Raw genomic sequence first — 24,773 nt, 5'->3', positions numbered from 1 at the left:
GCTTGATTAAGAAGTCTTTTAGAGCATACAACACCGGCAGCAAGCTTGAATTTTGCGTACTGCCGGACTGCAAAATGGTTCGGTGTTTTCTTCTTCAGATCTTCAAACATCAGATCCACCGCGTTCTGAAAATCCTCGTCATCTTCACGGACTTCCATAGCGTTGATGAATTCGATGAGCGTGGCGAAGTTCTGTTCCTCCTTCGGTGCCTCATAGTGGATGTACCCGATGAGAGCACAGTAAAGCAGGATTTCTGCCTTCTCCCAGAACGGATCGCCGCCTTTGCCTTCACCCTTTGTGTTTGCCATGAGCGTTGTTGTCAGCTTCAGGATATCCTTTTCGCTGTGCAGATAGGCAAACGGGTTAAAGTGCATGGACTTGTGGAAGTTGATGGTATTGAATATCTTAATCCGATAATTTGCATGCACAAAAGCATTTCCGACCTCGAGCAGGGTCGTACCTTTCGGGTCAGTGAGCACATAGGAACTGTGAAGCTGTAAGAGATTTGGCTTGATCCAGAATCGTGTTTTACCGGAACCGGAGCCACCGACGATCAGAACATTCTTGTTTCTGGCGTTGGCCGGATTCTTCGGACGATTGCTCATCATCAGCCGCTCGGTTTTTGTGAGGATCACATTGTTCGCAAAAACAGGGTCGATGAAGGGTTCGATATCCTTTGCATTGCCCCATGAAGCGTTTTGTCAAGTGCTTTTTTGAGTTATTGACGCAACATAGGCTCTTCTTTTTCCACGATAAAGCCCCACGCGGTCATACATGGGGCTGTGGGATTATGATTGAAGTGGCGAAGTGGCAAAGTGGCAAGGTATCTGGGTTTTGCCACTTGGATTTTGCCAGTTCACTTTTTTAGAGCGTGATACCATGCTGCGCCGATACGCTTTGAGGTAATGCGCCCGTCAAGGTTTTTCTTTGCCGCCCGGACAGTACGGGCAGAAATCCCCGCGTCGGCTGCGGCTTTCTCTATGTCCTCGCTGGCAAGCTCTTTTCCGTCTGCCAGTAGGTCAAGTATCAGCTTTTCAGCCTGTTCGGTTTTGGTGGCGTTATTGCTGCCCGCGCCGGACAGCAGCTCGTCGGCGGTTATATCATATTCGCCTATCCACTCAAAGCCTGTTTCCGGGTCAAGGCAAAAGGCAACGGGCTTTCCCTCCGGCGCAAGGGAAGATTTGTCGTGAATGATAACGCGCACATTCGGTTCTCGCTTCACGCGCCCGATCAGCAGGACGCTCCTTGCTGCGGCGCGGAAGTCGATAGAACCTAAGCCACGGTATGCGCTCTGCCCTCCGGCAGCTTTGTTGAGATGTCCGATAAGGATAACGGCGCACCCGGTACGCTCGGCAACATCGGCAAGGCGGCGGAACATGGGGCGCACTTCGTTTGCCCGGTTCATGTCGGTCTTTTCGCCCATGTACGCCTGTATGGGGTCAAGGATAATCAGCCGCGCTCCGTTCTGCGTAATTGCTTTCTCTATGCGCTCATCGGAGAGGGTAAGTTCCCGCTTGGCTTCATCAATCACAAGTACGCGGTCAAGGTCGGCTTCTGCTTCCATCAAGCGGGGCTTGACGGTATCGCCCAGCCCGTCCTCGGCGGTCTGGTAAATTACTTGGAATGGCGGCAAGGGCTTCATTCCCGGCAGCGTTCCCCCGGTGGTGCAGGCGGCGGCAAGGCGTAGGGCAAAAGTGGTCTTGCCCTCGCCGGGATTACCTTGCACAATGGTTACTTTCCCAAAGGGGATATACGGCTCCCATAGCCATTCAACGGTCTGTGTGTCAACCTCGCTCATGCGGATAATCTCAACGGTTTCTTCCTGCGGCGGCTCTTTCAAGCCGTAAATCGCTTCCCGGATATACTTCCCGTCCGCGATTTCTGCCCGGTGCTGCAATACCTCGTTCCAGTCCTTGTAAAGCGGCACAAGGCGGTGAACGGTCAAGCCCTCCGGCACAAACTCCGCAAGGCGGCTGCAAGCGCCGCTTCCGGCTTGGTCGCTGTCAAGGCAGAGGTACACGGTCTTGATGTTCGGACGGTCAGAGAGGAAACGCAGCAGGGCTTTTTCTCCCACGCCGCCCAGTGCAAGGTAGCTTTGTTTCTGCCATTCCTTTTTGAACAGGCAGAGGAAAGATAACAGGTCTATCGGGGCTTCAAAAACAAACAATCTTTCGCCCTCGCCCCGGTAGCAGAAGTTAAAGGCTTTGTCGCTGCCTTTCACATCAAGCCGGAAGTTTCCCGCCGTTCCCTTGCTGTGGGCGTAGCGCGGTATTCCGTCCTCATCCCGCCCCACAAATACGGCGTTGTGGTGGGCTGCATCCTCGTAAATATCGCCGCTGGCAAAGAAAAAGCCCGACACATCTTCATCAATGCGACGGGCGGCTGTGAGGTAGTTCCTCGCTATGCGGTTGTCGGGATTGCGGGGTGGCAATCGGAAGTCAGAAAAGGACGCGGGGCTTGGTCTGTCCGGCGGTTGGGCTGCGCCTTTTTCCCCTGTCAGCAGTTCTATGGCTTCGGTAAAGCTCTTCCCGAAAAACTCCATGACAAAATCAATGGGTGCGCCGCCTTTGCTTTGGCTGTGCCTGTACCATTTGTTTCCCCGGATAGTCAAGCTGTCGTGCCGTTTCCAGCGGTATTCCTGCCCGGCGCGGGTAAGCTGCTCGCCCTGTCCTTGCAGAAAAGAAACAAGGTCGGCTTGGTTGGCGCAGTCTATTTGTTCTTGGGTGTAATACATGGTTGATACCTCTCTTTCTGTGGTTGAATTGTTCATAGTTTTGAAGTAAAATGAAGTCAACAAATTCTAATTTGACAAAGGAGTGTGATTGTATGAAAAGGCAACTGCAAGGTATAGCATTGATTTTAGTTAGTATCCTGCTGATGTTAGGATATGGCGATGTGGCTTTTTTTGACTTGAGTTTCAAATGGGATTTAATCTTTTCAGTTATCGGCATTACTGGCGTTATAATGACATTTTTACCCGATAAGAAGTGAACACATTCCTTTGTCGGATGGGAATAGAGGACGGACAGGCAAAGCAGCTTGCCCGTCCTTTTCTTTATCGCTCCTGTTCGTGCCGCTTAGTGCGGTTCTGTGTCTGCTCCGGCTGCTCGGCTTTCAGCGCAATATCAACGCACTTGCGTATCTTCTGAAGCTCGGCAACCTCGGCGCGGGTAGCTTTCAGTTTGGTGTAGTCGGTATCTCTCTGTTCTTTGAGGTCGGCGTATTCCTGTTTCCATTTGGAGATAGGCAGCGTCTTTGTATCCGTCAGATTTGCATGGAGATAGCGGCTTGCTGCGTTCCATAAGGTCAGCTCGGCGCGGTGGGCTTCCTCATATTTATCCCGTTTGTTCGTCCAGCCGTTTTTCAGCTTTTGGAGTTCGGCATGAATGGGCTTGTACTGCAAATAATTCTCGCCGTTCTCTATCAGCTTTTGCAGCTCTTTCATGCGCTGCTCGGCGGTTTTCATTCCCTCCCGGATTGAATAGGCTTTATCGCTGACAGAGGAAAGAGAAGCGTCCAGCTCGTCAAGATTAGAGATACCATGCTCGGAAAGATAGTTGACCGCCGCCGCTATGGTTTTCAGTTCATCGGCTGTGTGCTGCTGTTGCCAACTCTGCGAATACTTCCGGCTCTTTTCTCTCTGAACGCTCAAATACTTCATCAACAGATTTGCAAGGTTGGGAGATTGCGGCGGCTGCTCTGGGGCGGTTTCCCGCGCTTTGAACAGGTCGGCAATCCATTCCTTGAGCTTCCCAATCTGCGCCCGGATTTCCCGGATAAGGCGGTTTGTCTTTTGAATACTGCGGTTCAGTTCGCCTTTCTCGGTGGCGATACCTTTCTTCTCCATCTGGCAAGCCGCCACGCCCATGTGGACGGTAGGCAGCTCGTCAATTCCTCTCTCGGCGTTGCTGCGGTGGTCGATACGCTCCGGGCTTCCGTTCCTCTCCAAAAAGTCGTTGGTAAAGTCAGCCCATGCCTTGCGCCACAAGAGAGTGTTGTCCTTGTCGTTCCAGCCTGTAAGGTCAACTTTGTGGGTCTTGTATCTGCCGCTTGGCAAGCGGATACGCTCGCCGTTTTCGTCAAGGTCATATTCCTTTTTGGATTTTGCCGCCCATGTGCCGCGCTCGTCAAGTGGTCGCATAGTCAGCATGATATGACAATGGGGGTTGCCGCTGTCGGTGTCGTGAATGGCATAATCAACGCACATTCCTCTGGAAACAAATTGAGAGGAACAGTATTCCCGGACAAGCCGGATCTGTTCCTCTCTGGATAATTCTATGGGGAGTGCCGCGTCAATCTCTCTGGCAAGCTGGGCGTTCCCGGCTTTCTCGTAAAGCTCCACGCTGTTCCACAAGGTTGAACGGTCAGAGAAAGAGGGCGGGGCGTGGGGCGGCAGCATGATTTCTGTATGGACAACGCCGCCTTTGCGAGTGTAGTCATGGGTCATTCCGTCCCATTCGTTTGTCAGCTTTTCGCCGCTTCGGTAGGCGGCTGCGGCAACGGCTGATTTGCCTTTTCCTCGGCTCACAATGCCGATGTTCCAATGGTAAATGGCTATGGGTATCACCTCCCGGATAGGATAATAAAACCCGCAAAAATGGTACAGACGCCAACGGCGGGTGTACTGTTTTTGTGGGTGTGCAGGGATAGCCGCAAAGCGGCGCAAGGGGTGCAGCCCCTTGTTGCGGCAAAGCCGCCATATCGGAGCGCGGGGAAATCTCCCTGTGCGGAGACAAGCCCTCGGCAGAGCGCACACGCCCGTAAGGGTGTATAAGTGCGCCCTTAGTTCCTAAGGGATTTTCAGCTTGTCGCTCCCTCTGCTCGTTTTTTCAGATATTCCCGCGCTGGTTCACTCGTCAAGGCAAGCCGGAGAAGTGCTGCGGCTTCCTCGTCGGTCATGTTCTTTGCTTCCGGCACAATGCTTTCAAAGACCGCGCCCCGGACAATAAGGCGGTGGTTTCTCTCCCGGCGTTCCTCGCGGGACAGCTTTTGCCGCAAAATCTTTTCTCTGTTTTCGTATTGCTGGATTTTCTTCTTGCTGTCCTCAATCTCGGCGGTCAATTCCTCGCGGGTTTTCTCTCTTGGCTTTGTCATGGTTGGGCGCTCCTTTCTGCTCATAAGCATAGAAAAAGGACAGTCGATTTTCTCGGCTGCCCTTGTAAAATAGAAAACTTATTTACTTTGCAAGAAGGTTTTGTTCGGATACTTTTTCATCAGAAGTATGGCTTGTTTGGGCGTGGGGCATATCAGTCTGAGTTTCCGTCAAAGTCTGTGTTATGATAGTGTTCATATAACCAGTATTTTCCCTCAAACTCAACGACAATGTTATCGCCGTACTGATAAACCGCAGCCCCTACAATATCATCATTTGCTTGGAAATTTTCTTTTGGTTCTTCCGAAGAACTAACTGTGTTTTCGATTTTTCCTAACAAATTGAAAGAACTTTTTTCATCTGCGAAGTTGGGTTGAGAGTCAACGATTTGATAAAGCGTATCATTTACATAGACCATAGGAGCAATATCTCCAGAAATGGGAACCAATGCCTTTAGCAAATCTTCTCCTGTTACACCTAATTGTGCTTCATCGCTTGCAAAAGGAATACGCAGCAGGTATTGTTGGTCTACTTCGTAAAGATATATATAAATGCCTGAGCCAACATCTTGTGTGTCACCTAAAAGAGAAAGAACATCTTCTCTTGTCATGGTCGGTGTTAGTTCTTTAATTTGCTCAGATGTTACCTGCGTCGGTGTATCGAGCGGTTCTTTGTTTTCTGGTATTAGACTAAGGATTTCTTCAGTCAACGGGTTACTTTCTCCTGCGTCAATCGTTTTTGCAGCTTCTTTTATTTCTTTATGAGAATAGTCGCTCAAATCTTCAACAGCAATGCCGAGAGAATTGAGATAATCAACCGCTGCATTATATTGAATTATATCAACGGCAAATGCGGTCAATGGTATCATCAAGCACAAGCAAGCTGCAATAGCCCCCCACTTTACCCAAATGGGCTTTGGGGCTTTCTTCTTGTAGTTGAGAGCTTCATCGACATATTTTGTATCAAGCTCGCTCATAGCGTCGGAAAACTTCTTCACATTCATACGAACACCTCTCTTTCTATCAAGTATTGCTTCATTTTCTCTCGGATACGGGTCAGCCGGACGGAGATGTTTTTCTCCGAAAGTCCCACAAGCTCGGCTATATCCTTGTAGCTATCGGAAAACCAATAGCGGCGCATGAAGATAACGCGATTTTCAACGGTCAGCGTGTCCAAAAAGTCCTCGATAATACGGGCTAACTCTCTGGCTTCAATTTCATCTTCAACGGTTTTCTGGTCTGCGATACAGGCTTCGATTTCTTCTAAAGCAATCGTATAGTGACTACTCCGTTTTGCAGCTTCCTTTCTCCAATAGATTTTGAGTGAAATGTTCCGAACAATTTTCACTATGTAGGACAGAAGCGGGTTAGGCCGCGCCGGGGGAATGGCGTTCCATGCGCCTAAATAAGCGTCGTTTACACATTCCTCCGCGTCTTGTCTGCTCCCTACGATATGGTAGGAAAGATTGTGGCAGACTTTTCCGTATTTTATGTCCAATTCCCGTATGCCCTGTTCTGAACGCTCGAAAAACATTTCTATGATTTTTTCATCGTCTATCAATCGCACCGCCTCCTTTCTGGCTTCACCTATATACTACGGTTTTAGCGGCGAATACTACATCAAATCTCAAACTTTTTCAAAAAAATTATATCACACTTCGCCGGAGATTGCTTGCAGTAGCTTTTGCCGCTTCGCTGGCGGCTTTCCGTCGTTCCTTGCTGTATGGGGCGGTCAGACGGAAAGAGAAACGCCCCTTTGCAATATCAAACTCCATGCAGCCCGTTTCCGGGTCTGTGTCCGTCTGCTGGCAGATTGCCGGATAACGGCGGCTGTATGCGGTCAGCCTGTTCTTTAAGTCGGTGTTGTGGGTGCGGATATGGATTAACGGGTCTTTCTCGTCAAACCAAATATCGGTGGTCTTTTCCTGCTTCGTAAGCCCTGTTCTCATAAACTCTCCTTTCTGCGCCCCTGTTACGCAATAGGGGCATTTTTCGGGTGTTTTTCCCGGCTCTTGACTTGGGAAAAATGAGGATTTTCAAATAGAAACCGCCCGGACGGGGAATGGTTCGTCAGGGCGGCTGTTATCGCAAGATTTCTGTTTTTTCCGGCTCTTGACCGTCAGACGCGGATAAACGCGAACTGTCGGCAAGCACCAGTTTGAGCAGCTTGTCGCGGAATGTTTCTGTGCTGCTGTGATTGAAAAACAACTCCGCAACAATGGTCTGCCCGTTCCTCTGGGTCGTGATGATGCTGTCGGGGGTTTGTTCTGCCATAGGCGGCTCCTTTCTTTGGGCGCAAAAGAGGGATTTCCCGTAGTTCGGAAAATCCCTCTTGGTTGACGGTTATTCTGTTTTACTGTGTGGGCTGTGCGGCGGCTGCCTGCGCCTTTCTCCTTGCCCGGTATTCCCGCGCTTTCATGCGGTCATACTCCCGCTGCTTTTCAAGGTTTCGCGCCCGGTACTCCCTTGAATACTGCCGGTGGTAGGCACGGCTCTTTTCCTTTTTGGCTTCTTCGATTTCCTCCCGCATTTGCCGGATTTCCTGCTCGGTCGGTTCTGCAAGCTGTGTCACTTCATTCTCAAACTTACCGATATAATTGAAATATATGCTGATGTGCTGGATTGCGTATCTCGCCCTTTTCTGGTCGCGCTCATGCACTTCAATCCGACTGATAAACTCGTTGAGAATGGTGGGGGTAAGGTCGGTAAAGGCAGCATGGCGTTCCGTCAGCTTCAAAAACTTCTGCGCCCGTCCTCCCGCGTTCTCATAAGCGGACAGCTGCTCTTGGAGCGTGGCAAGCTCCGCTTTCAGCGCGTAGTATTCTTCCGAATACTTCTGCGACATCTGCTCATAGCGGTCTTGCGGGATCGTGCCGAGGGCGTTGTCCTCGTAGAGCTTATTCAGCACCTTGTCAATCTGTTCAAGGCGTGTCGTGATTTGCGGAATACGCTTCTGCTGTTTCTTGGTCTGGTCGGTCTGCTGCATGACAAGGTTCTTTTTCACTAAGGCTTCAAACTCTGCCCGGTTGCTGATAGAATAGTCCTCGATTTTCTTCAGCACTTCTGCGACGGTCTGCATGAGCAAGTCCGCGTCCATGATGTGCGGGGAGCTGCACTTGGGATTTTTTGCTTTTCCCTTGTGGTACTCGCTGCAATAGGCAACATGACGCTTGCCGCCGTTCCTGTAATCTATACGAATGTGCATTTTTGCGCCGCAGTCCTTACAGAAAAGCAAGCCGGACAGAGGGTGGATTTCCCCGTCCCCGTTGGGGCGTTTGACGGGTGCGTTTTCCAAAATCCGCTGTACGGTTTCAAAATCGCTGCGGCTGATAATCGGCTCATGCACATTTTCTGTGATGTGCCACTGGCTCCGGTCTACATAGTGGTTATGTTTATCCCGGAAATGCTTTGTGGTCTTGAAGTTGACCACATCTCCGCAATACTCCTGCCGTGTGAGGATATTGGTCAAGGTGGCTTTGTTCCACTTGCAGCGGTTATCCTCGTTGAGCGTCTTATTTTTACAGGTTCCCCGCCCGCGGTCTTTCATATAGAAAGTGGGGGTAGGGATTTGCTCGTTTTTCAGATGCACGGCGATTTGGTTGCGGTTCTTCCCACCGATAAACAGACGGAAAATCAAACGGACAACCTCGGCGGCTTCCTCGTCGATTATCCAAAAATCCTTGTTGTCCGGGTCTTTGACATAGCCGTAAGGGGCTTCGGTGACAATCGGCTTTCCACTCATGCCTTTGGTCTTAATGCCCGTTTTCACTTTCTTGCTGATGTCCTTTGCGTACCACTCCGACATGATGTTGATAAAGGGCGCAAACTCCAATGTGTCGGGCTTCTCGCTGTCAATGCCGTTGTTGACCGCGATAAAACGCACATTGTTCCGTCTAAATATCTCCATCGCGTTGCCGACTTGGAGATAGTCGCGCCCCCAGCGGGTAAGGTCTTTCATAATGCAAACACCGATTTTCCCGTTTTCCACGTCGTCCATCATGCGGGAGTAGGCGGAACGGTCAAAAAATCTGCCGCTTTCGTCGTCGTCAATGTAGTGCCGGATATTGGTTAGGTGCTGCCCTCTGGCATAGTTCTCCAAAAATATTTTTTGGTTCTGTATGCTGTTGCTCTCGCCGCCGTCCCTGTCCTCGTCGCCCACGGAAAGGCGGGAGTAAAGGGCTGTAATTTTGCTATAATCAGTCATGTGCATAACCTCCTGTGCGTCCATATATGTGTCATTTACACTTAAAATTATGCACTCCAGCGGGCAGAACCGTACTCGATGTTGTGCCGGAAATGCTTTGCGTTCTTTCCACGGACATAGACGGCGGTCCATAGACCTGCACAGCAAAGCAGTCCTGTCAGCAGATCGACAGGGTGAAGGCTCGGAAGGGGATTTCGGAAAGCAGCTCTTGCCGTCTGGAAAAACGACAGCAGCCGTTCAGAAGTATTCGTGCCATCCGCCATGCGCCATGCCTGCCCGAAATGGGTGCAGAACAGACCAAACAGAAGGTAGGGAAGTACCTTGAGCAGCAGCTTTTTCAGCTTTACAGTATCTATTCTCATCGGCTCTGCTCCCTCTGCTTGTCCCGGGATGTCACCTTCGTCGGGATGCTCTTCACCGCATCAATCAGCTTGTGGAGTTTGCTGAGCGTGCTCGGGCGCTTGCTTTTTGCGAGAACTTCTGCAGAGTAGGCGTTGAATGCCGCTGTCATGGCATCTGCGTCGCGCGCCTTGAAGAATACCAGATACTTCGGCTGAAACACGGATTTATCCTTTGCGATGGCGTAATCAACACCGTATTTGCGGGCGGATTTCTCGAATCCCTTGAGATCGGTCTGCGAAATATCAATGTTTGTTACGCCTTGATTTTGGCCAATCAACTGCTGAATGGTCTGCCTGCCGTCCGGCTTTTCGTTTTTCAGCGCCGCTTCATGGGATTTTCGTTTGATATAGGCAAGTCCCTTTGCGGCAAGGCGGATAATGCCGCGGGCGGTGAGCTTGGTCGTGCTGATTGCAAGGTTCACCGTCCGGTTTTCGATCTCCTCCTGCATGAGTCATCACCTCCTTCGCTGTCAGTACCATCAGCGATCATCGTGGCTGGAATGGGTGAGTTTTGGCGCGTCCCTGTGCTCATCACGCGCCTGCAGCACGCTGTCGGGAATGGGGACCGCCGTAATGCTGTGGCCCATCTTGATGAAAGCCTCGGGCTGATGGAACAGCGCCTCGAACTTGTCAATCTGTTCCGCAGGGAGCGAGCAGAAATCCTCTTCGCCCAGACCAACGACCAGAAAAGAGCCGGCAATCACATCGTAGATATGACCGTCCTCATCACGGAGCGCACGGTTTGCCGGAAGTCCGCGAAGCTTGCCCTCTTCGTTGCAGATTACGCCCACGCTGTCCTCGAACGGATAAACTGCCTCGATGTCGCCATCGACCGCATGCTGCAGGTCCTCGAGCGCTGTGCCAATCTGCACAACCCTGGGATACGCATTCGGCTGAACGAGAAGAACGGTCATGGTGTCAGGCTTCGCAGCCTCGAACAGCTCTGCATTTGCAACAGACTGCTCCACAGCCGACTGACGTGCTTCAAAGGTACGTGCGTTTTCGAAAATATGAGACTCGCAGTCATAGTGGAACACATTATCTGAAAGCCTTTCCTCGGGTGCGACCTCAGCTTGATTGATCGTGCGGACCATGTTCTCTAACTCGCTGAGTGACGGACTGGTGTCATCGGCAAGAAGCAGAACCTCGTGGATAGAGGAGGGGGAGAACGTAGAAGCTGCCGCCCAGCGTTTCTGCTGCGTCGTCCAGAAAATGCGGATACTGAATAACACACGCGCCGTTCTGACCGTTCTCGATGCTTGCAACCCACATGGGAGACGGGTCTGTCTGCCCGGCCATGTTGTGAATCACTTCATTCATGTTGCGAAGCGTTGCCGGACAGCTGTGAGATGCCGCCTCCAGAGCATCATCGTGCAGCTGCGCGGCGGAAATGCCGTAAGCATTCAGCATTTTATTCGTTACGAGGATGCTGAAAGAAGTACGCTCGTTATGACCCATGTCAAAACGGTATGCAAGAGCCATATCCTCGATGTTCCTGTGCGGAATATCAGTCAGCAGGTTCTTGTTTTTAGCGGAAGGCACCAGCTGGAGGGTCAGCTTTTCCTTCATGCGCTCGTAATTCGTGAGCGCTTCCGTGTCGAACTGCGGCATCTGGGCGACCGCTTCCTTGATTTCGCGCTCGATCGCCTTCATCGGATTTCCGAGATAGAGATCATTGCGGAACCTGTCGAACAGCACTTCCAGATCCATGGTCAACGCGATGTCGCCGCCGCTCGGATGAATGGCCATGCTGGTATAGGACTCGCCCTGCAGCTTGGGGACCTCCTGAACCTGGATGTCGTAGCCGGGAAAGCGGCGGCGCATCTCAGAAATAACCTGTGTCGTAAATTCATGGAAATTCATGTAAATTCAGCCCTTTCTGATAATAAAAGGACTCCCCAAAATATTCGGAGAGCCCTTTGCGGTATAGTGTTTATCGTTCGTGTTCGCGGGATCTCTTTTTCTGCCACTGATCGAGCAGTTTGATGATGGTGTCCTGCATCTGCTGCGCGGTGTAGGATCGCGGAAAAAATCTTCGCAGCTGCTCATTCCGGAAGGTGACCCGTTCAAGATCGCCTTTCTTCACCTCGTTCAAGATTTCTCTTGCTGCATCCATAGTGAAATTGCCTTCCTGTGCCAGCTTTTTCAGCCGCTGCGCCTGCGAAAGGGAAGGAGCAGCCTGCACTTCATCCATAGCCTGTAAGAAGGTTTCCTGCTCCTCGGGAGAGAGGTAGGAAAGTTCCACGGCAGGATTGAAGGAGATCTGTTTGCAGTCAACCAGATCGAGAAGGTCGGGAACGAGGTTGGTGAGGCGAATATAGCGCTGAATTTGATTGCGACTTTCGCCTAACTCTTTCGCCATCACCTGATCGGTTCGTAACTTTGTCCCAACTTGGGACGAAGTTAAGTCTGAACGTGCGCCTTGATGCTTCATCGCCTCGAGCTTCATCTTATAGGCAAACGCCCTTTCGCTCGGCAGGATATTTTCTCGCTGGAGGTTGGAGTCTACCATCAGCACCGTTGCGGCATCATCATCCATATCCCTTACCAGAACCGGCACCTCAGCAAGCCCTGCCAGTTCAGCGGCATGAGCACGGCGGTGTCCGGAAATGATTTCGTATCCGCCATGATCGAGAGGTCTGGCAATCAGTGGAGTCAGGACACCGTATTCTGCGATGCTTTCCGTCGTTCGCAGCATAGCCTCATCATCGAGCACCTTAAACGGGTGATTTTTGAAGGGAATCAGTTCACGAACAGGGATATTCTGCACGCGCTCCAGCTGACTTTCTGCGCGGCTTTCATCCGTCTCAAACAGGTCATCGTAACTGGTCAAGCTGATGTTTTCGCCTTTTTTCGGCATTTTTGAGCACCTCCTTTGTCAAATTTCGATAGGCATCCGCGACCTTGCCGCCGGGGTCGTGCTTGAAGATGCTTACGCCCTCAGCGCTGATTTCGGCGGCGCGGATCGAGCGGGGAATGTCAGTGCTGAATACTTTCAGCCTGCCGCCGTAGGTTTCGCGAATGAGACTGCTGATTTCCTTCGCACAGTTGGTGCGCGAATCCACCATCGTCAGCAGGATTCCCTCGATTTTCAGTCTGGGGTTGATCTGACGCTTCACCTTGCTGACCGTCTGCAGCAGCTGCTCGAGACCTTTTGCAGACAAATAGTTCGCCTGAACCGGAATAAGCACCTGATCAGCAGCGGCGAGCGCATTGATGGTAAGCATGCCGATGGAGGGCAAGCAGTCGAGTAAAATGTAATCATACTGCGATTTTACCGACTCTAAAACCTGCTTTAAGACGGTTTCGCGGCTTATTGCGTTTACGAGCGAGACTTCGAGGCCGGACAGCATGATGCTGGCAGGAATGAGGTCTGCGCCTTCTGTGTGTGACAGAATGGTTTCTTCGGGGGTGACAGGGCGCTCCTGCATGACGTTCGTCATTAAATCGGTCAGCGTCACCGGGAGATCATCCGGTCGGGGGTACCCGAGGGCAATGGTGAGAGAGGCCTGCGGATCGGTATCCACGAGCAGCACATGCTTGCCTTCTCTCACAAGACCGATGCCCAGATTTTCGCAGGTCGTCGTTTTGCCGGTGCCGCCCTTTTGATTGGCGACGGCAATGATCGTTGCGGACATATTTATGCGCCTCCCTTGCCGGAAAATTTGTCGCGAGTCAGCGGCTTGCGGCGAAACACATTTTCCTTTAATTCATAGGGACAGCGGGTGAACTGACAGAAACGGAACTTAAAATCCGGGCGATAGTACAGACAGCGTGAGCAGCTGCCGGGCTTATCCCCGGACAAATTCTTCTTTGCGGATTTTGCCATCCGCTCGAAGCGGCGGAAGCAATCGTCGTGTTTAGTCATTGGCGGCACCTTCCTTTGGTTTTGTATTTTTTGATGCGTTGAACTGCGCTATCAAATCCTTATAGCAGGTCGCACTCACGCAGGAGCGGCCGGATGCGTAACAGCAGCCCTCGCATTTCTTCTGCTGCTCGGATTGAATGATTTCAGCGAGATAGTAGCAGTTTTCCTGCCCGAGAATGCAGGGAACCTTGCGGTTTTTCCAGAAAAAGCAGCTGCGGCAGGTCTCGGGCTTGTCGCTGTAATACTTGACTCCATCGATCAGAACGATGTGAGGTTTGACGTCTTTTTGCACGTTAGTTGCCTCCATTCAAATGATTTTCGGATAAAATAAAAAACCTGTGATGAAAATTTCACCACAGGTTTATGTTAAAAATGATATCAGACAGTCTCCTGCTAACAGCAGGGAACAGGCTGTCACACACCATTTATTAGCAGCTTTTTGTGTTCAAAACAACCGAAAATGGCGCGTGTTATTAGAAAAATCGCGGTTTTATTAGACGATTAGACAGAATTTTTGAAATTTGTTAGAGAAAAAGAACGCAGAAATATATCTTCTGCGTTCTTGATTGGCGTCCCAGGGGGGAGTCGAACCCTCGGCCCCATGCTTAGGAGTTCTAAATGTCCTTTCGCAGCAAGTGGTTTCTAACCTCCTGTAATACTCTCTAACACCTTATAATACAGGAAAAGCGTGAGGTCTGTACGGAAGATAGATTCACGAAATATCCTGTACTGGTAACAAAAGTGTTAGCAACGTGTTAGCTGGCTCAATTCAGCTAGGAAACCATTTATCAAGATAATACGATACTCTTTTCCTTAATGCAAGGAGTAGACGTTTTGTGTGAAAACATGAAACGTCTATTTTTTATATATGCAATAGCACCAAAACTTTTATTATTATGTATATATCGAAAATCCTATAAAAATTTTGATTTGTGCATGGCTTTTTGCACTTATATCAAGTATAATCAGGATAACGAAAGATATATGCACAGAAAAGAGGGATTGTATGCAGTTAAACAACTATTTAGAATATCTTGAAAAAACAGTAATGGCTTACTCAGATAAAGTAAAACGCCATTTAGTAAAACAATTCATTCAGCACGGAATTGCGACTAAACAAACAGATACTTCGGGACAGTTATACATAGAGGGGCTAGAAACTGTAGATATTTCAGAAAAAACATTGTCCGAACAGCTTGTAACTTGCATTCACCAGAGCAAAAGAGCTGGATATGCTTTAGAAAAATGGGAATTTTTAAAAGATTATAAGTATTCCGTTATTTTTACTTGTAATGATTTTTCATCAACATTAAAAAAAGCAAAGGAAATCATTCCTCTTGAAAATACTTATGAGAATGATTACTTATATACATCTTTCGTAAAACCTGTTGCATACTCTATGGATGGATACTATTTTCTGAAATTTAATTTAGCATATGCAGCTATTCATCCTCTCACACAGGAAGAATTTTTAACCAAATATCCCTTTTTAGTTGTATTTCATGAAAAAGGAGAATTGATAGAATTCCGTTTTGATGTTTTAAAAAGGGTCTTTTTATCCGACAAAAAAGAACCGACTATATATTCCAACTTAATTGCAGAAATGTCTGATTATTTTAAAGAACATTTTGAGTGCGATTTGATTCCACTAAATTTAGACTTTATGGTTAATGTATGCAAACGTGATGAAAATGTAAAACTTATTGCTCAATCCATGAAATTACCTAATGGTGGAAACGCACAACTGGATGTTGGTAACAATCAAGAATATATATTACCATTTATCGGTGAACTACGCTCACTATTAAATGACAATCAGGCTGAATTAGAGAAAGTACCTGATTTCAGAGAAGCCTTAGAACAATTTATGTTTGAAATGGAAGAAATGTCCGATTATCCTTGGATTGAATTATTATGGGAAAACGAAATAAAAACACGAAGTAACCGTGTTAAGTTCGTTTTCAATTACATGAATAAATCTTATTGCTTAATACAATATTACTATAGTAATGTGCTAATTGGAATGGAGCGAATGAATTATGTTATCGAATACATTGTCAATCATAGAAATGACGATACAACGCAAAATGAATAAAAATATAGATAGCATTGCCTTAACTAATTTTTTCAAGAATTATAGAAAAAATATGTGGATTTATCCTGGCGTTTTGAAAAGAAAATTTTCCTTATCTATTCCTGAAATCTATGATTTTTTATCTGAATTGGAAAAGCAAGGAATTTTGCAAAGTTATTATGAATTATATTGTAGTAATTGCCAAAAATCTATGGGGACAGTACGTTTGTTTAATGAGTTACCAGAAACTTTTGAATGTGAACTCTGCCATAGCGAACTTTCCTCAATAGAAAATTCATTTTTAATATATATGGTGGTACGTGATGATTGATATTATGCCAGATGATAAAGAAATTTCTAAGGCATTAAATGTCCTTAATAGTATATCTGATAAATTAAGATATGAAAAAATTTGTGAAATTAGTGAAGCCCAAAAAAACACTTATAAAAAATTACTTGAAAAATTCAAACAGCTTCATGACATTTACCCTACAGATAATGCCCCTAAAAATTTACATAACTTAAAAGGCGAAGCTTTAGAAAATTTAGTTTCTTATCTCTTAACTATCTCTGGAAATATTTTTAATGTAGATAGAAACTTACGAACTTCAACGAATGAAATAGACCAAATCGTTACTTTAACTCCTCAAGGAAAAGTTTTGTTGACATATCATCTGATTGACCCGAAACTTGATACCTTTCTAGGAGAATGCAAAAATTACGACAAAGCCGTTAGTGTTACATACATAGGAAAATTTTGTAGTTTGCTTTTAACAAACAACATAAAAATAGGCATTTTATTTTCGTATTATGGTACTAGCGGAACTGGATGGAGTAATGGTGCTGGACTAATAAAAAAATTTTATCTCCATAAGGAGAAATTGGAAGATAAATATTGCATTATTGATTTCTCTATAAAAGAATTTGAAGCAATCCTTAACGGTAAAAACCTATTACAAATTATAGATGAACAGTTGAAATCTTTACAATTTGACACTGATTATTCCCGTTATCTTTCAAAACATCCAGCAGAAGACTAAAAAGTTAATAAGCAGTTTCCTTATAGACGTTCAAAACTGAGCGTCTATTTTTTTACCCTAAAACCAGAAAGGATGTGATACCACGAAGAAATCACCACCGCTGGAGCGTTCCCCTCCGCTTCCAGACCAGAACCCGAAACCACCCCATCAAGCACAATATTCAGAAAGGACAGGTACATCTATATGGAATTAAAATTCGTTATCCCCAACATGGAAAAGACATTCGGCAACTTGGAGTTTGCCGGAGAAGACAAAACAGAACAGCGAAGAATCAACGGACGCATGGCGGTACTTTCTCGCAGCTTCAACCTTTATTCGGACGTACAGAGGGCGGATGATATTGTAGTTATCCTCCCTGCCGAAGCCGGAGAGAAGCATTTTGACTTTGAGGAACGTGTGAAACTCATCAATCCCCGTATCACCGCAGAGGGCTATAAAATCGGCACAAGGGGCTTTACCAACTACATTTTACACGCTGACGATATGGTAAAAGCGTAAGGAAAAGGAGGACATCAGACTATGAGATTAGCAAATGGAATCGTGATTGACAAGGAAGCAACATTCGGGGCATTGAAATTTTCTGCCCTCCGCCGTGAGGTTCACCTCCAGAATGAAGACGGCTCGGTATCAGAAGAAATCAAGGAGCGTACCTATGACTTAAAATCCAGAGGACAGGGGCGTATGATTCAGGTTTCTATCCCTGCCAGCGTGCCGTTAAAGGAGTTCGATTACAACGCAGAGGTAGAACTTATCAATCCTGTGGCAGATACCGTGGCAACGGCTACCTTTCAGGGAGCAGAGGTGGACTGGTACATCAAGGCGGATGATATTGTCCTGAAAAAAGGGGCTGCCATGAATCCGCAGCCACCGAAGAAAGACACTTCCTCTGTAAAATAACAGGAACATAAAAAAAGCGAAAGGAGGATTATTCCCATGAAGCAGCTTTTCCCCCGTGGAAAACGTATCCGTCCCACGGATAAAGACCTTGTGTTCCATACTGCCCTTGCCGCCCTGTTCCCTGTCTTCCTGCTGGTTGTCCTGCTGTTTCATATCCGGCAGATTGCCAGAACCAACTGGCAGGAAGTGTCCCTCTCCCAGATAACACAGGACGTAAATCTCCCTTACCTGTTATTCAGCATGGGCGTGGCAGGGCTGGTGTATCTTGCAGCCGTTCTTCTGTTCTGGCGATACCGCAGGGATGAAGTAAAGCAGCTCATCCACCGCCAAAAGCTGGCAAGGATGGTGTTGGAAAACAAGTGGTATGAATCGGAACAGAGAAAGGAAGACGCTTTTTTCAAGGACTTGTCTTCCAGCCGTTCCAAAGAAACCATCACTTATTTTCCCAAAATCTACTACCGGATGAAACAGGGCTTGCTCCATATCCGTGTGGAAATCACCTTGGGGAAATATCAGGAACAGCTCTTAAACTTGGAAAAAAAGCTGGAAAGCGGCTTGTACTGTGAGCTGACGGATAAGGAATTAAAGGATTCCTATGTGGAGTACACCCTGCTCTATGATACCATTGCCAACCGTATTTCCATTAAGGACGTACAGGCAAAGGACGGCAGGCTCCGTCTTATGGAAAATGTCTGGTGGGAGTATGACAAGCTCCCCCATATGCTCATTGCCGGAGGAACCGGCGGCGGAAAGACCTACTTTATCCTGACCCTCATTGAAGCCCTGCTCCGCACCAACGCCGTCCTGTTCGTGCTAGACCCGAAGAACGCCGACCTTGCGGATTTACAGGCGGTTATGCCGGATGTGCACTACAAAAAGGAGGATATGCTCGCCTGCATTGACCGTTTCTATGAGGAAATGATGAAACGCAGCGAAAACATGAAGCTCATGGAGAATTACCGGACAGGGGAAAACTATGCTTACTTGGGATTTCCGGCAAATTTCCTTATCTTTGATGAATATGTGGCATTTATGGAAATGCTCGGCACAAAGGAAAATGCCGCTGTCCTCAACAAGTTAAAACAAATCGTTATGCTTGGGCGGCAGGCTGGCTTCTTCCTGATTCTCGCCTGCCAGCGTCCGGACGCAAAATATCTGGGGGACGGAATCCGTGACCAGTTCAATTTCCGTGTGGCTCTGGGGCGGATGTCGGAAATGGGCTATGGGATGATGTTCGGGGAAACCACAAAGGACTTCTTCCTAAAGCAGATAAAAGGGCGTGGCTATGTGGATGTGGGAACCAGCGTTATCTCGGAGTTTTACACGCCCCTTGTACCAAAAGGACACGATTTCCTCAAAGAAATAAAAAAACTGACAGACAGCAGGCAGGGAGTGCAGGCGGCGTGCGAAGCGAAAGCCGCAGAAACGGACTGACCTGCTGTGGCTGGTGTGCCGTAAGGCACGCCAACATAAACCCCTCGTATCTAACAGAGGGGTACAAATCGACAGGCAACAACCAAATAACAGGGCAGAATCCCACGGTACACAAGGGATTTTCCCATATCCGGCGTGTGTCAACAAGGCTCTGAAAGTTGACATACGCTTTTTTAGACAGGAGGGATTTTCACTGAATGAAGAAACATGGGTACGGGACATCAAAGAAAAACGGGAAGTTTACGGTATCTCACAACAAAAACTTGCCCTAGCTGCCGGAATCACCCGTCCGTACCTGAGCGATATTGAAACGGGCAAGGCTCACCCATCCGAAGCATTACAGGAAGCCATCACGGAAGCTCTGGAACGCTTCAATCCAGACGCTCCTCTTGAAATGCTCTTTGATTATGTTCGGATTCGTTTTCCCACTACGGATGTGAAGCATATCGTGGAAGACGTGCTGCGGCTAAAGCTCCCCTACTTTATCCATGAAGACTACGGCTTCTATTCTTACACAGAGCATTACTATCTGGGGGATATTTTCGTTCTGGTATCGCCGGAACTGGAAAAAGGGGTACTGCTGGAACTGAAAGGGCGTGGCTGCCGCCAGTTTGAAAGCTATCTGCTGGCACAGGAACGGAGCTGGTATGAATTTTTCATGGATGTTCTCATGGAAGACGGCGTGATGAAGCGGCTTGACCTTGCCATCAATGATAAAACGGGAATCCTGAACATTCCCCATCTGACAGAGAAGTGCCGGAATGAGGAATGTATCTCGGTCTTCCGCAGCTTCAAAAGCTACCGCAGCGGTGAACTGGTACGGCGTGAGGAAAAAGAATGTATGGGGAACACCCTGTATATCGGCTCCCTCCAAAGTGAGGTATATTTCTGCATTTACGAAAAGGACTATGAGCAGTACAAAAAGCACGATATTCCCATTGAAGACGCAGAGGTAAAGAACCGCTTTGAAATCCGGCTGAAAAATGAGCGTGCCTTTTACGCCATCCGTGACCTGTTAGAACATGACAATCCAGAACGGACAGCCTTTCAAATCATCAACCGCTATGTCCGGTTCGTGGACAGGGACGATACGAAACCCCGTTCTGACTGGCGTATCAGTGAGGAATGGGCGTGGTTCATTGGGGAACACAGGGGAAGCCTGAAACTGACAACGAAACCGGAACCCTATTCCTTTGAACGCACCCTGCACTGGCTCTCCCATCAGGTAGCACCCACATTAAAGCTGGCTCTCCGTCTGGATAAGATGAACCACACCCAGATTGTCCATGACATCATCACCCATGCAAAGCTGACGGAGAAGCACGAAAAAATCCTGAAGCAGCAAGCCGCCGCTGCAAAGGAGGTGGTGCTTTAACGGCGGCAATTTTGGAACCTAAGAACTCTTACAGGAAAGAAAGGAGCTTTTATGAATTTCGGACAGAATCTTTACAACTGGTTTTTATCCAACGCCCAGTCCCTTGTGCTGCTGGCAATCGTGGTAATTGGACTGTACCTCGGATTTAAGAGGGAATTTTCCAAACTTATCGGTTTTCTGGTAGTTTCCCTTGTAGCGGTTGGGCTGGTCTTCAATGCGGACGGAGTAAAGGACATCTTACTGGAACTGTTCAATAAGATTATCGGTGCATAGAAAAACCCATTTTACACTTCCGTTATGGAGCAAGCTCTGATTGCTTCATGGCGGAAGTCCACTAGGGGCTTGGGGAGCGTAACTCCCCAAAAACCTGACAGAGAAAGGACGTGATACAGATTAAGGAAATGAAAATCTACATCCTGAACACCACACGGTTTTACCATGAGGATTTTGAGGAATATCCTGGGGCATGGTTTTCCTGCCCTGTGAATTTTGAAGAAATCAGGGAACGTCTTGGCGTTCAGAGTGAGGAAGAAATCGAAATTGAAGACTATGAGCTGCCGTTTCCATTGGAGGGCAACACAAGGCTCTGGGAAATCAACGCCCTTTGCCGGATGGTACAGGAAATGCAGGGAACGCCCCTCTATTATGAAATGGATATGGTACAAAAGCGGTGGTTTCCCAGCTTTACGGAATTTATCGACCACAAAGACCAGATACGCTATTATCCGGTACAGGACGGGGAATCCCTCGCCCGTTATCTAGTACAGGAAGTACAGATATTTGGAGAAGTACATCCAGACCTGTTGAACCATATCGACTACGCTGCCATTGGTCGGGAACTGGAAACCAGCGAAAACTACCTGTTTACGGACAATGGTATCTTTTATTACCGCTAAAAGGAGGTGGAGGAACTTGGAAGAAATGCGGATTTACATTGCCAACTTAGGAAAATACAATGAGGGCGAACTGGTAGGGGCATGGTTCACGCCGCCTGTGGATTTTGAGGAAGTCAAGGAACGTATCGGTTTGAATGATGAATATGAGGAATACGCCATCCATGACTATGAACTGCCCTTTGAGATTGACGAATATACCCCCATTGAGGAAGTCAACCGCCTGTGTGAAATGGTGGAGGACTTACCGGAGTACATTCAGGAGGAACTATCAGAGCTGCAATCCTACTTTGGCAGTATCGAAGAACTCTGTGAGCATGAAGACGATATTATCTGCCATTCCGGCTGTGACGATATGGCGGATGTGGCTCGCTACTATCTGGAAGAAAGCGGACAGCTTGGAGAACTTCCGGCACACTTACAAAACTATATCGACTATGCAGCCTATGGGCGTGACATGGAATTGGATGGAACCTTTGTTGTCACGAACCACGGCGTATATGAAATCTTACGGTAGCCCCGTCTGTATCTCTTTCAGGAAATACAGGCGGATTTTTTTATTCAGGGGCGGCTCTTTTGCTGCCCCCATCTTTTAGAAAGGACGGACAACATGAAGAAAATACGAAGCTATACCAGTATCTGGTCGGTGGAAAAGGTACTCTATTCCATCAATGATTTTAAGCTGCCATTCCCCATCACGTTCACACAGATGGCGTGGTTCGTGGTATCGGTGTTTGCAGTTATGTTCTTGGGGAACCTCCCTCCTCTTTCGTTCATTGACGGAGCATTTTTGAAATACTTCGGCGTACCCTTTGCCCTCACTTGGTTCATGTGCCAGAAGACCTTTGACGGGAAGAAGCCTTACGGCTTCCTGAAATCCGTACTGGCATATCTGGTACGCCCGAAACTGACCTATGCAGGAAAGCCCGTGAAGCTGGAAAAGGAATATCCGGCACAACCCATCACGGCAGTAAGGAGTGATATTTATGGCATATCCGATTAAGTATATCGAAAATAACCTTGTATTCAACCATGACGGGGAGTGCTTCGCTTACTATGAGCTGCTTCCCTACAACTATTCTTTTTTAAGCCCTGAACAGAAATATCAGGTACACGATTCCTTCCGGCAGCTTATCGCCCAGAACAGGGACGGGAAGATTCACGCCCTGCAAATCAGCACCGAATCCAGCATACGGGCAGCACAGGAACGCTCCAAACAGGAAGTAACAGGCAAGTTAAAGGATATTGCCTGTGCAAAGATTGACGCACAGACCGAAGCCCTGATTTCCATGATAGGGGAAAATCAGGTGGACTACCGCTTTTTTATCGGCTTCAAGCTGCTTGTCAATGAGCAGGAAGTCACCATGAAGCAATTTCGCAGGGAAGCAAAGACCGCCGTTTCCGATTTCCTCCATGAAGTCAACCACAAACTCATGGGGGATTTTGTTTCCATGAGCAATGAGGAAATCTGGCGGTTTCAGAAGATGGAAAAACTGTTGGAGAATAAAATCTCACGCCGCTTCAAAGTCCGGCGGCTTAACAAGGACGATTTTGGCTATCTGATTGAGCATTTATACGGACAGACCGGAACTGCCTACGAAGATTATGAGTATTATCTTCCGAAGAAGCGGTTTCAAGAAGAAACGCTGGTGAAATACTATGACCTCATCAAACCCACCCGTTGTCTGATAGAGGAAAACCAGCGGTATCTGAAAATCGAACAGGAAGACGGGACGGTCTATGCCGCCTACTTTACTATCAACAGCATTGTGGGGGAACTGGACTTTCCATCCTCGGAAATCTTTTACTATCAGCAGCAGCAATTTACTTTTCCCATTGATACCTCTATGAATGTGGAGATTGTCACAAACCGGAAAGCCCTCTCCACGGTGCGGAACAAGAAAAAAGAGCTGAAAGATTTGGATAACCACGCATGGCAGAATGACAGCGAAACCAGCACAAACGTGGTGGACGCTTTAGACAGCGTAAATGAGCTGGAATCCACCTTAGACCAGAGTAAGGAATCCATGTATAAGCTGTCCTATGTGGTGCGTGTGACGGCTCCCGACTTGGAGGAACTGAAACGCCGCTGCAATGAGGTGAAAGATTTTTATGACGATTTGAACGTGAAGCTGGTTCGCCCCTTTGGAGATATGCTGGGGCTGCATGGGGAATTTCTCCCTGCCAGCAAGCGGTATCTGAACGATTATATCCAGTATGTCACCAGCGACTTCCTCGCTGGTCTTGGCTTCGGGGCAACCCAGATGCTGGGGGAACCGGAGGGTATTTATATCGGGTACAGCCTTGATACAGGAAGAAACGTGTACTTAAAGCCTGCCCTTGCCAGTCAAGGGGTAAAAGGCTCCGTCACCAACGCCCTTGCTGCCGCCTTTGTCGGCTCCCTCGGCGGTGGAAAATCATTCAGCAACAACATGATAGTCTATTATTCCGTATTATTTGGGGCACAGGCTCTCATTGTTGACCCGAAAGCAGAACGGGGGCGCTGGAAAGAAACCCTGCCGGAAATCGCCCATGAAATCAATATCGTAAACCTGACCTCGGAGGAACAGAACAGGGGCTTGCTCGACCCCTATGTGATTATGGAGAACCCAAAGGATTCCGAATCACTGGCAATCGACATCCTGACCTTTTTAACGGGCATTTCCAGCCGTGACGGGGAAAAGTTCCCTGTTCTTCGGAAAGCCATCCGTGCAGTAACAAACAGTGAAGAACGGGGGCTTTTCAAGGTAATTGAGGAACTACGGGCGGAGGGAACCACCATCAGCACCAGCATAGCCGACCATATCGAATCCTTTACGGACTATGACTTTGCACACCTGCTCTTTTCGGATGGGGATGTCACACAGTCCATCAGCCTTGAAAAGCAGCTCAACATCATTCAGGTGGCGGATTTGGTGCTGCCGGATAAGGAAACCTCGTTTGAAGAATACACCACAATGGAGCTGCTTTCCGTGGCAATGCTCATTGTAATCAGTACCTTTGCCCTCGACTTCATCCATACAGACCGCAGCGTGTTTAAGATTGTGGATTTGGATGAAGCATGGAGCTTCCTACAGGTGGCACAGGGCAAGACCCTCTCTATGAAGCTGGTTCGTGCCGGACGTGCCATGAACGCAGGCGTTTACTTTGTCACCCAGAACACGGACGATTTGCTGGATGAAAAGCTGAAAAACAATCTGGGCTTGAAATTTGCGTTCCGTTCCACAGACATCAACGAAATCAAGAAGACCCTCGCCTTTTTCGGGGTGGATTCCGAAGACGAAAACAACCAGAAGCGGCTCCGTGACTTGGAAAACGGACAGTGCCTTATCAGTGATTTGTACGGGCGTGTGGGCGTGATACAGTTCTATCCTATCTTTGAAGACCTGTTCCATGCCTTTGACACCAGACCGCCCGTAAGAAAAGAGGTGGAATGATGGTGATACATAGAACTTCCAACCGACCGCAATTCACAGTTCCTTATCACACAAAAAAG

29 protein-coding genes and 1 pseudogene are annotated in these 24,773 nt (G+C 48.0%); 13 read left to right on the top strand and 17 right to left on the bottom strand.

Annotated features, from left to right (window positions below):
- Together PGS25_RS12405 and PGS25_RS12400 are read right to left on the bottom strand one after the other, a co-directional pair.
- Positions 1-698, bottom strand: a pseudogene (locus PGS25_RS12405) (type IV secretory system conjugative DNA transfer family protein); the annotation flags it as partial.
- 158 nt (positions 699-856) lie between these two features.
- The gene (locus PGS25_RS12400; RefSeq protein ID WP_270418885.1) at positions 857-2,734 is read right to left on the bottom strand and encodes an AAA family ATPase; all 1,878 of its coding nucleotides are present in this window, start codon (positions 2,732-2,734) and stop codon (positions 857-859) included.
- Positions 2,735-2,826: 92 nt separating this feature from the next.
- Between PGS25_RS12400 and PGS25_RS12395 the strand changes: the two genes are divergently transcribed.
- A complete protein-coding gene (locus PGS25_RS12395; protein ID WP_015553287.1) occupies positions 2,827-2,991 on the top strand; it encodes a hypothetical protein in 165 nt (54 codons plus the stop codon).
- Positions 2,992-3,055: 64 nt separating this feature from the next.
- Here the strand turns inward: PGS25_RS12395 and mobQ are convergent, their stop codons facing one another.
- From mobQ to PGS25_RS12320, 15 genes are all read right to left on the bottom strand, one after another.
- Positions 3,056-4,567 (bottom strand): MobQ family relaxase, encoded by a 1,512-nt coding sequence (gene mobQ / locus PGS25_RS12390; protein ID WP_270418893.1) that lies wholly within the window; start codon positions 4,565-4,567, stop codon positions 3,056-3,058.
- 233 nt (positions 4,568-4,800) lie between these two features.
- Positions 4,801-5,094, bottom strand: coding sequence for a DUF3847 domain-containing protein (locus tag PGS25_RS12385; RefSeq protein WP_270418882.1), 294 nt, complete (start codon positions 5,092-5,094; stop codon positions 4,801-4,803).
- 152 nt (positions 5,095-5,246) lie between these two features.
- Positions 5,247-6,095 carry a hypothetical protein gene (locus PGS25_RS12380; protein ID WP_270418881.1) on the bottom strand — a complete coding sequence of 283 codons (849 nt, stop codon included), beginning with the start codon at positions 6,093-6,095 and terminating at the stop codon, positions 5,247-5,249.
- Positions 6,092-6,658 (bottom strand): RNA polymerase sigma factor, encoded by a 567-nt coding sequence (locus tag PGS25_RS12375; RefSeq protein WP_243022101.1) that lies wholly within the window; start codon positions 6,656-6,658, stop codon positions 6,092-6,094. The genes PGS25_RS12380 and PGS25_RS12375 overlap by 4 nt, the downstream gene beginning before the upstream one ends.
- A gap of 79 nt (positions 6,659-6,737) precedes the next feature.
- Complete coding sequence (locus PGS25_RS12370) at positions 6,738-7,040, bottom strand: hypothetical protein (RefSeq protein WP_270418880.1); 303 nt, start codon at positions 7,038-7,040, stop codon at positions 6,738-6,740.
- A gap of 133 nt (positions 7,041-7,173) precedes the next feature.
- Positions 7,174-7,365, bottom strand: coding sequence for a transposon-encoded TnpW family protein (locus PGS25_RS12365; protein ID WP_006060444.1), 192 nt, complete (start codon positions 7,363-7,365; stop codon positions 7,174-7,176).
- Positions 7,366-7,444: 79 nt separating this feature from the next.
- Positions 7,445-9,319: a recombinase family protein gene (locus PGS25_RS12360; RefSeq protein WP_270418879.1), complete on the bottom strand. Its 1,875-nt coding sequence runs from the start codon at positions 9,317-9,319 to the stop codon at positions 7,445-7,447.
- A gap of 23 nt (positions 9,320-9,342) precedes the next feature.
- Positions 9,343-9,657, bottom strand: coding sequence for a conjugal transfer protein TraG (locus tag PGS25_RS12355; protein WP_270418878.1), 315 nt, complete (start codon positions 9,655-9,657; stop codon positions 9,343-9,345).
- Positions 9,654-10,145, bottom strand: coding sequence for a PcfB family protein (locus PGS25_RS12350; RefSeq protein ID WP_270418877.1), 492 nt, complete (start codon positions 10,143-10,145; stop codon positions 9,654-9,656). Before PGS25_RS12350 ends, PGS25_RS12355 begins: the two co-directional genes overlap by 4 nt.
- Before the next feature lie 30 nt (positions 10,146-10,175).
- Positions 10,176-10,928 (bottom strand): DUF3846 domain-containing protein, encoded by a 753-nt coding sequence (locus tag PGS25_RS12345; RefSeq protein ID WP_270418876.1) that lies wholly within the window; start codon positions 10,926-10,928, stop codon positions 10,176-10,178.
- Positions 10,822-11,559 (bottom strand): DUF5688 family protein, encoded by a 738-nt coding sequence (locus PGS25_RS12340; protein WP_270418874.1) that lies wholly within the window; start codon positions 11,557-11,559, stop codon positions 10,822-10,824. Before PGS25_RS12340 ends, PGS25_RS12345 begins: the two co-directional genes overlap by 107 nt.
- Positions 11,560-11,629: 70 nt before the next feature.
- Positions 11,630-12,556, bottom strand: a complete 927-nt coding sequence (locus PGS25_RS12335; protein ID WP_270418872.1) for a ParB/RepB/Spo0J family partition protein — start codon at positions 12,554-12,556, stop codon at positions 11,630-11,632.
- Complete coding sequence (locus PGS25_RS12330; RefSeq protein ID WP_270418871.1) at positions 12,513-13,334, bottom strand: ParA family protein; 822 nt, start codon at positions 13,332-13,334, stop codon at positions 12,513-12,515. The genes PGS25_RS12335 and PGS25_RS12330 overlap by 44 nt, the downstream gene beginning before the upstream one ends.
- A 2-nt stretch (positions 13,335-13,336) precedes the next feature.
- Entirely contained in the window at positions 13,337-13,564 is a 228-nt protein-coding gene (locus PGS25_RS12325; RefSeq protein ID WP_118740121.1) for a hypothetical protein, read from the bottom strand.
- Positions 13,557-13,856, bottom strand: coding sequence for a hypothetical protein (locus PGS25_RS12320; RefSeq protein ID WP_270418870.1), 300 nt, complete (start codon positions 13,854-13,856; stop codon positions 13,557-13,559). Before PGS25_RS12320 ends, PGS25_RS12325 begins: the two co-directional genes overlap by 8 nt.
- A gap of 714 nt (positions 13,857-14,570) precedes the next feature.
- Here PGS25_RS12320 and PGS25_RS12315 point away from each other — a divergent pair.
- From PGS25_RS12315 to PGS25_RS12260, 12 genes are all read left to right on the top strand, one after another.
- Complete coding sequence (locus tag PGS25_RS12315; protein ID WP_118516148.1) at positions 14,571-15,659, top strand: hypothetical protein; 1,089 nt, start codon at positions 14,571-14,573, stop codon at positions 15,657-15,659.
- The gene (locus tag PGS25_RS12310) at positions 15,652-15,969 is read left to right on the top strand and encodes a hypothetical protein (RefSeq protein ID WP_007037474.1); all 318 of its coding nucleotides are present in this window, start codon (positions 15,652-15,654) and stop codon (positions 15,967-15,969) included. The genes PGS25_RS12315 and PGS25_RS12310 overlap by 8 nt, the downstream gene beginning before the upstream one ends.
- Positions 15,962-16,678, top strand: a complete 717-nt coding sequence (locus PGS25_RS12305; protein ID WP_270418869.1) for a hypothetical protein — start codon at positions 15,962-15,964, stop codon at positions 16,676-16,678. The genes PGS25_RS12310 and PGS25_RS12305 overlap by 8 nt, the downstream gene beginning before the upstream one ends.
- A gap of 183 nt (positions 16,679-16,861) precedes the next feature.
- Positions 16,862-17,176, top strand: coding sequence for a YdcP family protein (locus PGS25_RS12300; protein WP_032509787.1), 315 nt, complete (start codon positions 16,862-16,864; stop codon positions 17,174-17,176).
- A 21-nt stretch (positions 17,177-17,197) separates the two neighbouring features.
- A complete protein-coding gene (locus PGS25_RS12295; RefSeq protein WP_118516145.1) occupies positions 17,198-17,575 on the top strand; it encodes a YdcP family protein in 378 nt (125 codons plus the stop codon).
- A 36-nt stretch (positions 17,576-17,611) separates the two neighbouring features.
- Positions 17,612-19,009 carry an FtsK/SpoIIIE domain-containing protein gene (locus tag PGS25_RS12290; RefSeq protein ID WP_118516144.1) on the top strand — a complete coding sequence of 466 codons (1,398 nt, stop codon included), beginning with the start codon at positions 17,612-17,614 and terminating at the stop codon, positions 19,007-19,009.
- Positions 19,010-19,202: 193 nt separating this feature from the next.
- Positions 19,203-20,384: a MobT family relaxase gene (mobT, locus tag PGS25_RS12285; RefSeq protein ID WP_442865291.1), complete on the top strand. Its 1,182-nt coding sequence runs from the start codon at positions 19,203-19,205 to the stop codon at positions 20,382-20,384.
- A 51-nt stretch (positions 20,385-20,435) separates the two neighbouring features.
- Entirely contained in the window at positions 20,436-20,657 is a 222-nt protein-coding gene (locus PGS25_RS12280) for a hypothetical protein (RefSeq protein ID WP_002570387.1), read from the top strand.
- Positions 20,658-20,785: 128 nt separating this feature from the next.
- Positions 20,786-21,280 carry an antirestriction protein ArdA gene (locus PGS25_RS12275; protein WP_118516163.1) on the top strand — a complete coding sequence of 165 codons (495 nt, stop codon included), beginning with the start codon at positions 20,786-20,788 and terminating at the stop codon, positions 21,278-21,280.
- Positions 21,281-21,305: 25 nt separating this feature from the next.
- On the top strand, positions 21,306-21,794 hold the full coding sequence (locus PGS25_RS12270; protein ID WP_181975791.1) for an antirestriction protein ArdA: 489 nt from the start codon (positions 21,306-21,308) through the stop codon (positions 21,792-21,794).
- 93 nt (positions 21,795-21,887) lie between these two features.
- Positions 21,888-22,280 carry a conjugal transfer protein gene (locus tag PGS25_RS12265; protein WP_270418868.1) on the top strand — a complete coding sequence of 131 codons (393 nt, stop codon included), beginning with the start codon at positions 21,888-21,890 and terminating at the stop codon, positions 22,278-22,280.
- Complete coding sequence (locus PGS25_RS12260; protein WP_270418866.1) at positions 22,264-24,714, top strand: ATP-binding protein; 2,451 nt, start codon at positions 22,264-22,266, stop codon at positions 24,712-24,714. The genes PGS25_RS12265 and PGS25_RS12260 overlap by 17 nt, the downstream gene beginning before the upstream one ends.
- The last annotated feature ends 59 nt before the right edge of the window (positions 24,715-24,773 follow it).

It is taken from the genome of Butyricicoccus sp. AM78-15b2TA, from assembly GCF_027665985.1.
GTDB classification, from domain to species: Bacteria; Bacillota; Clostridia; order Oscillospirales; family Butyricicoccaceae; genus Agathobaculum; species Agathobaculum butyriciproducens.
Note: the sequence above shows the minus strand (reverse complement) of the source record. Positions and strands in the feature narration are given on the sequence as shown.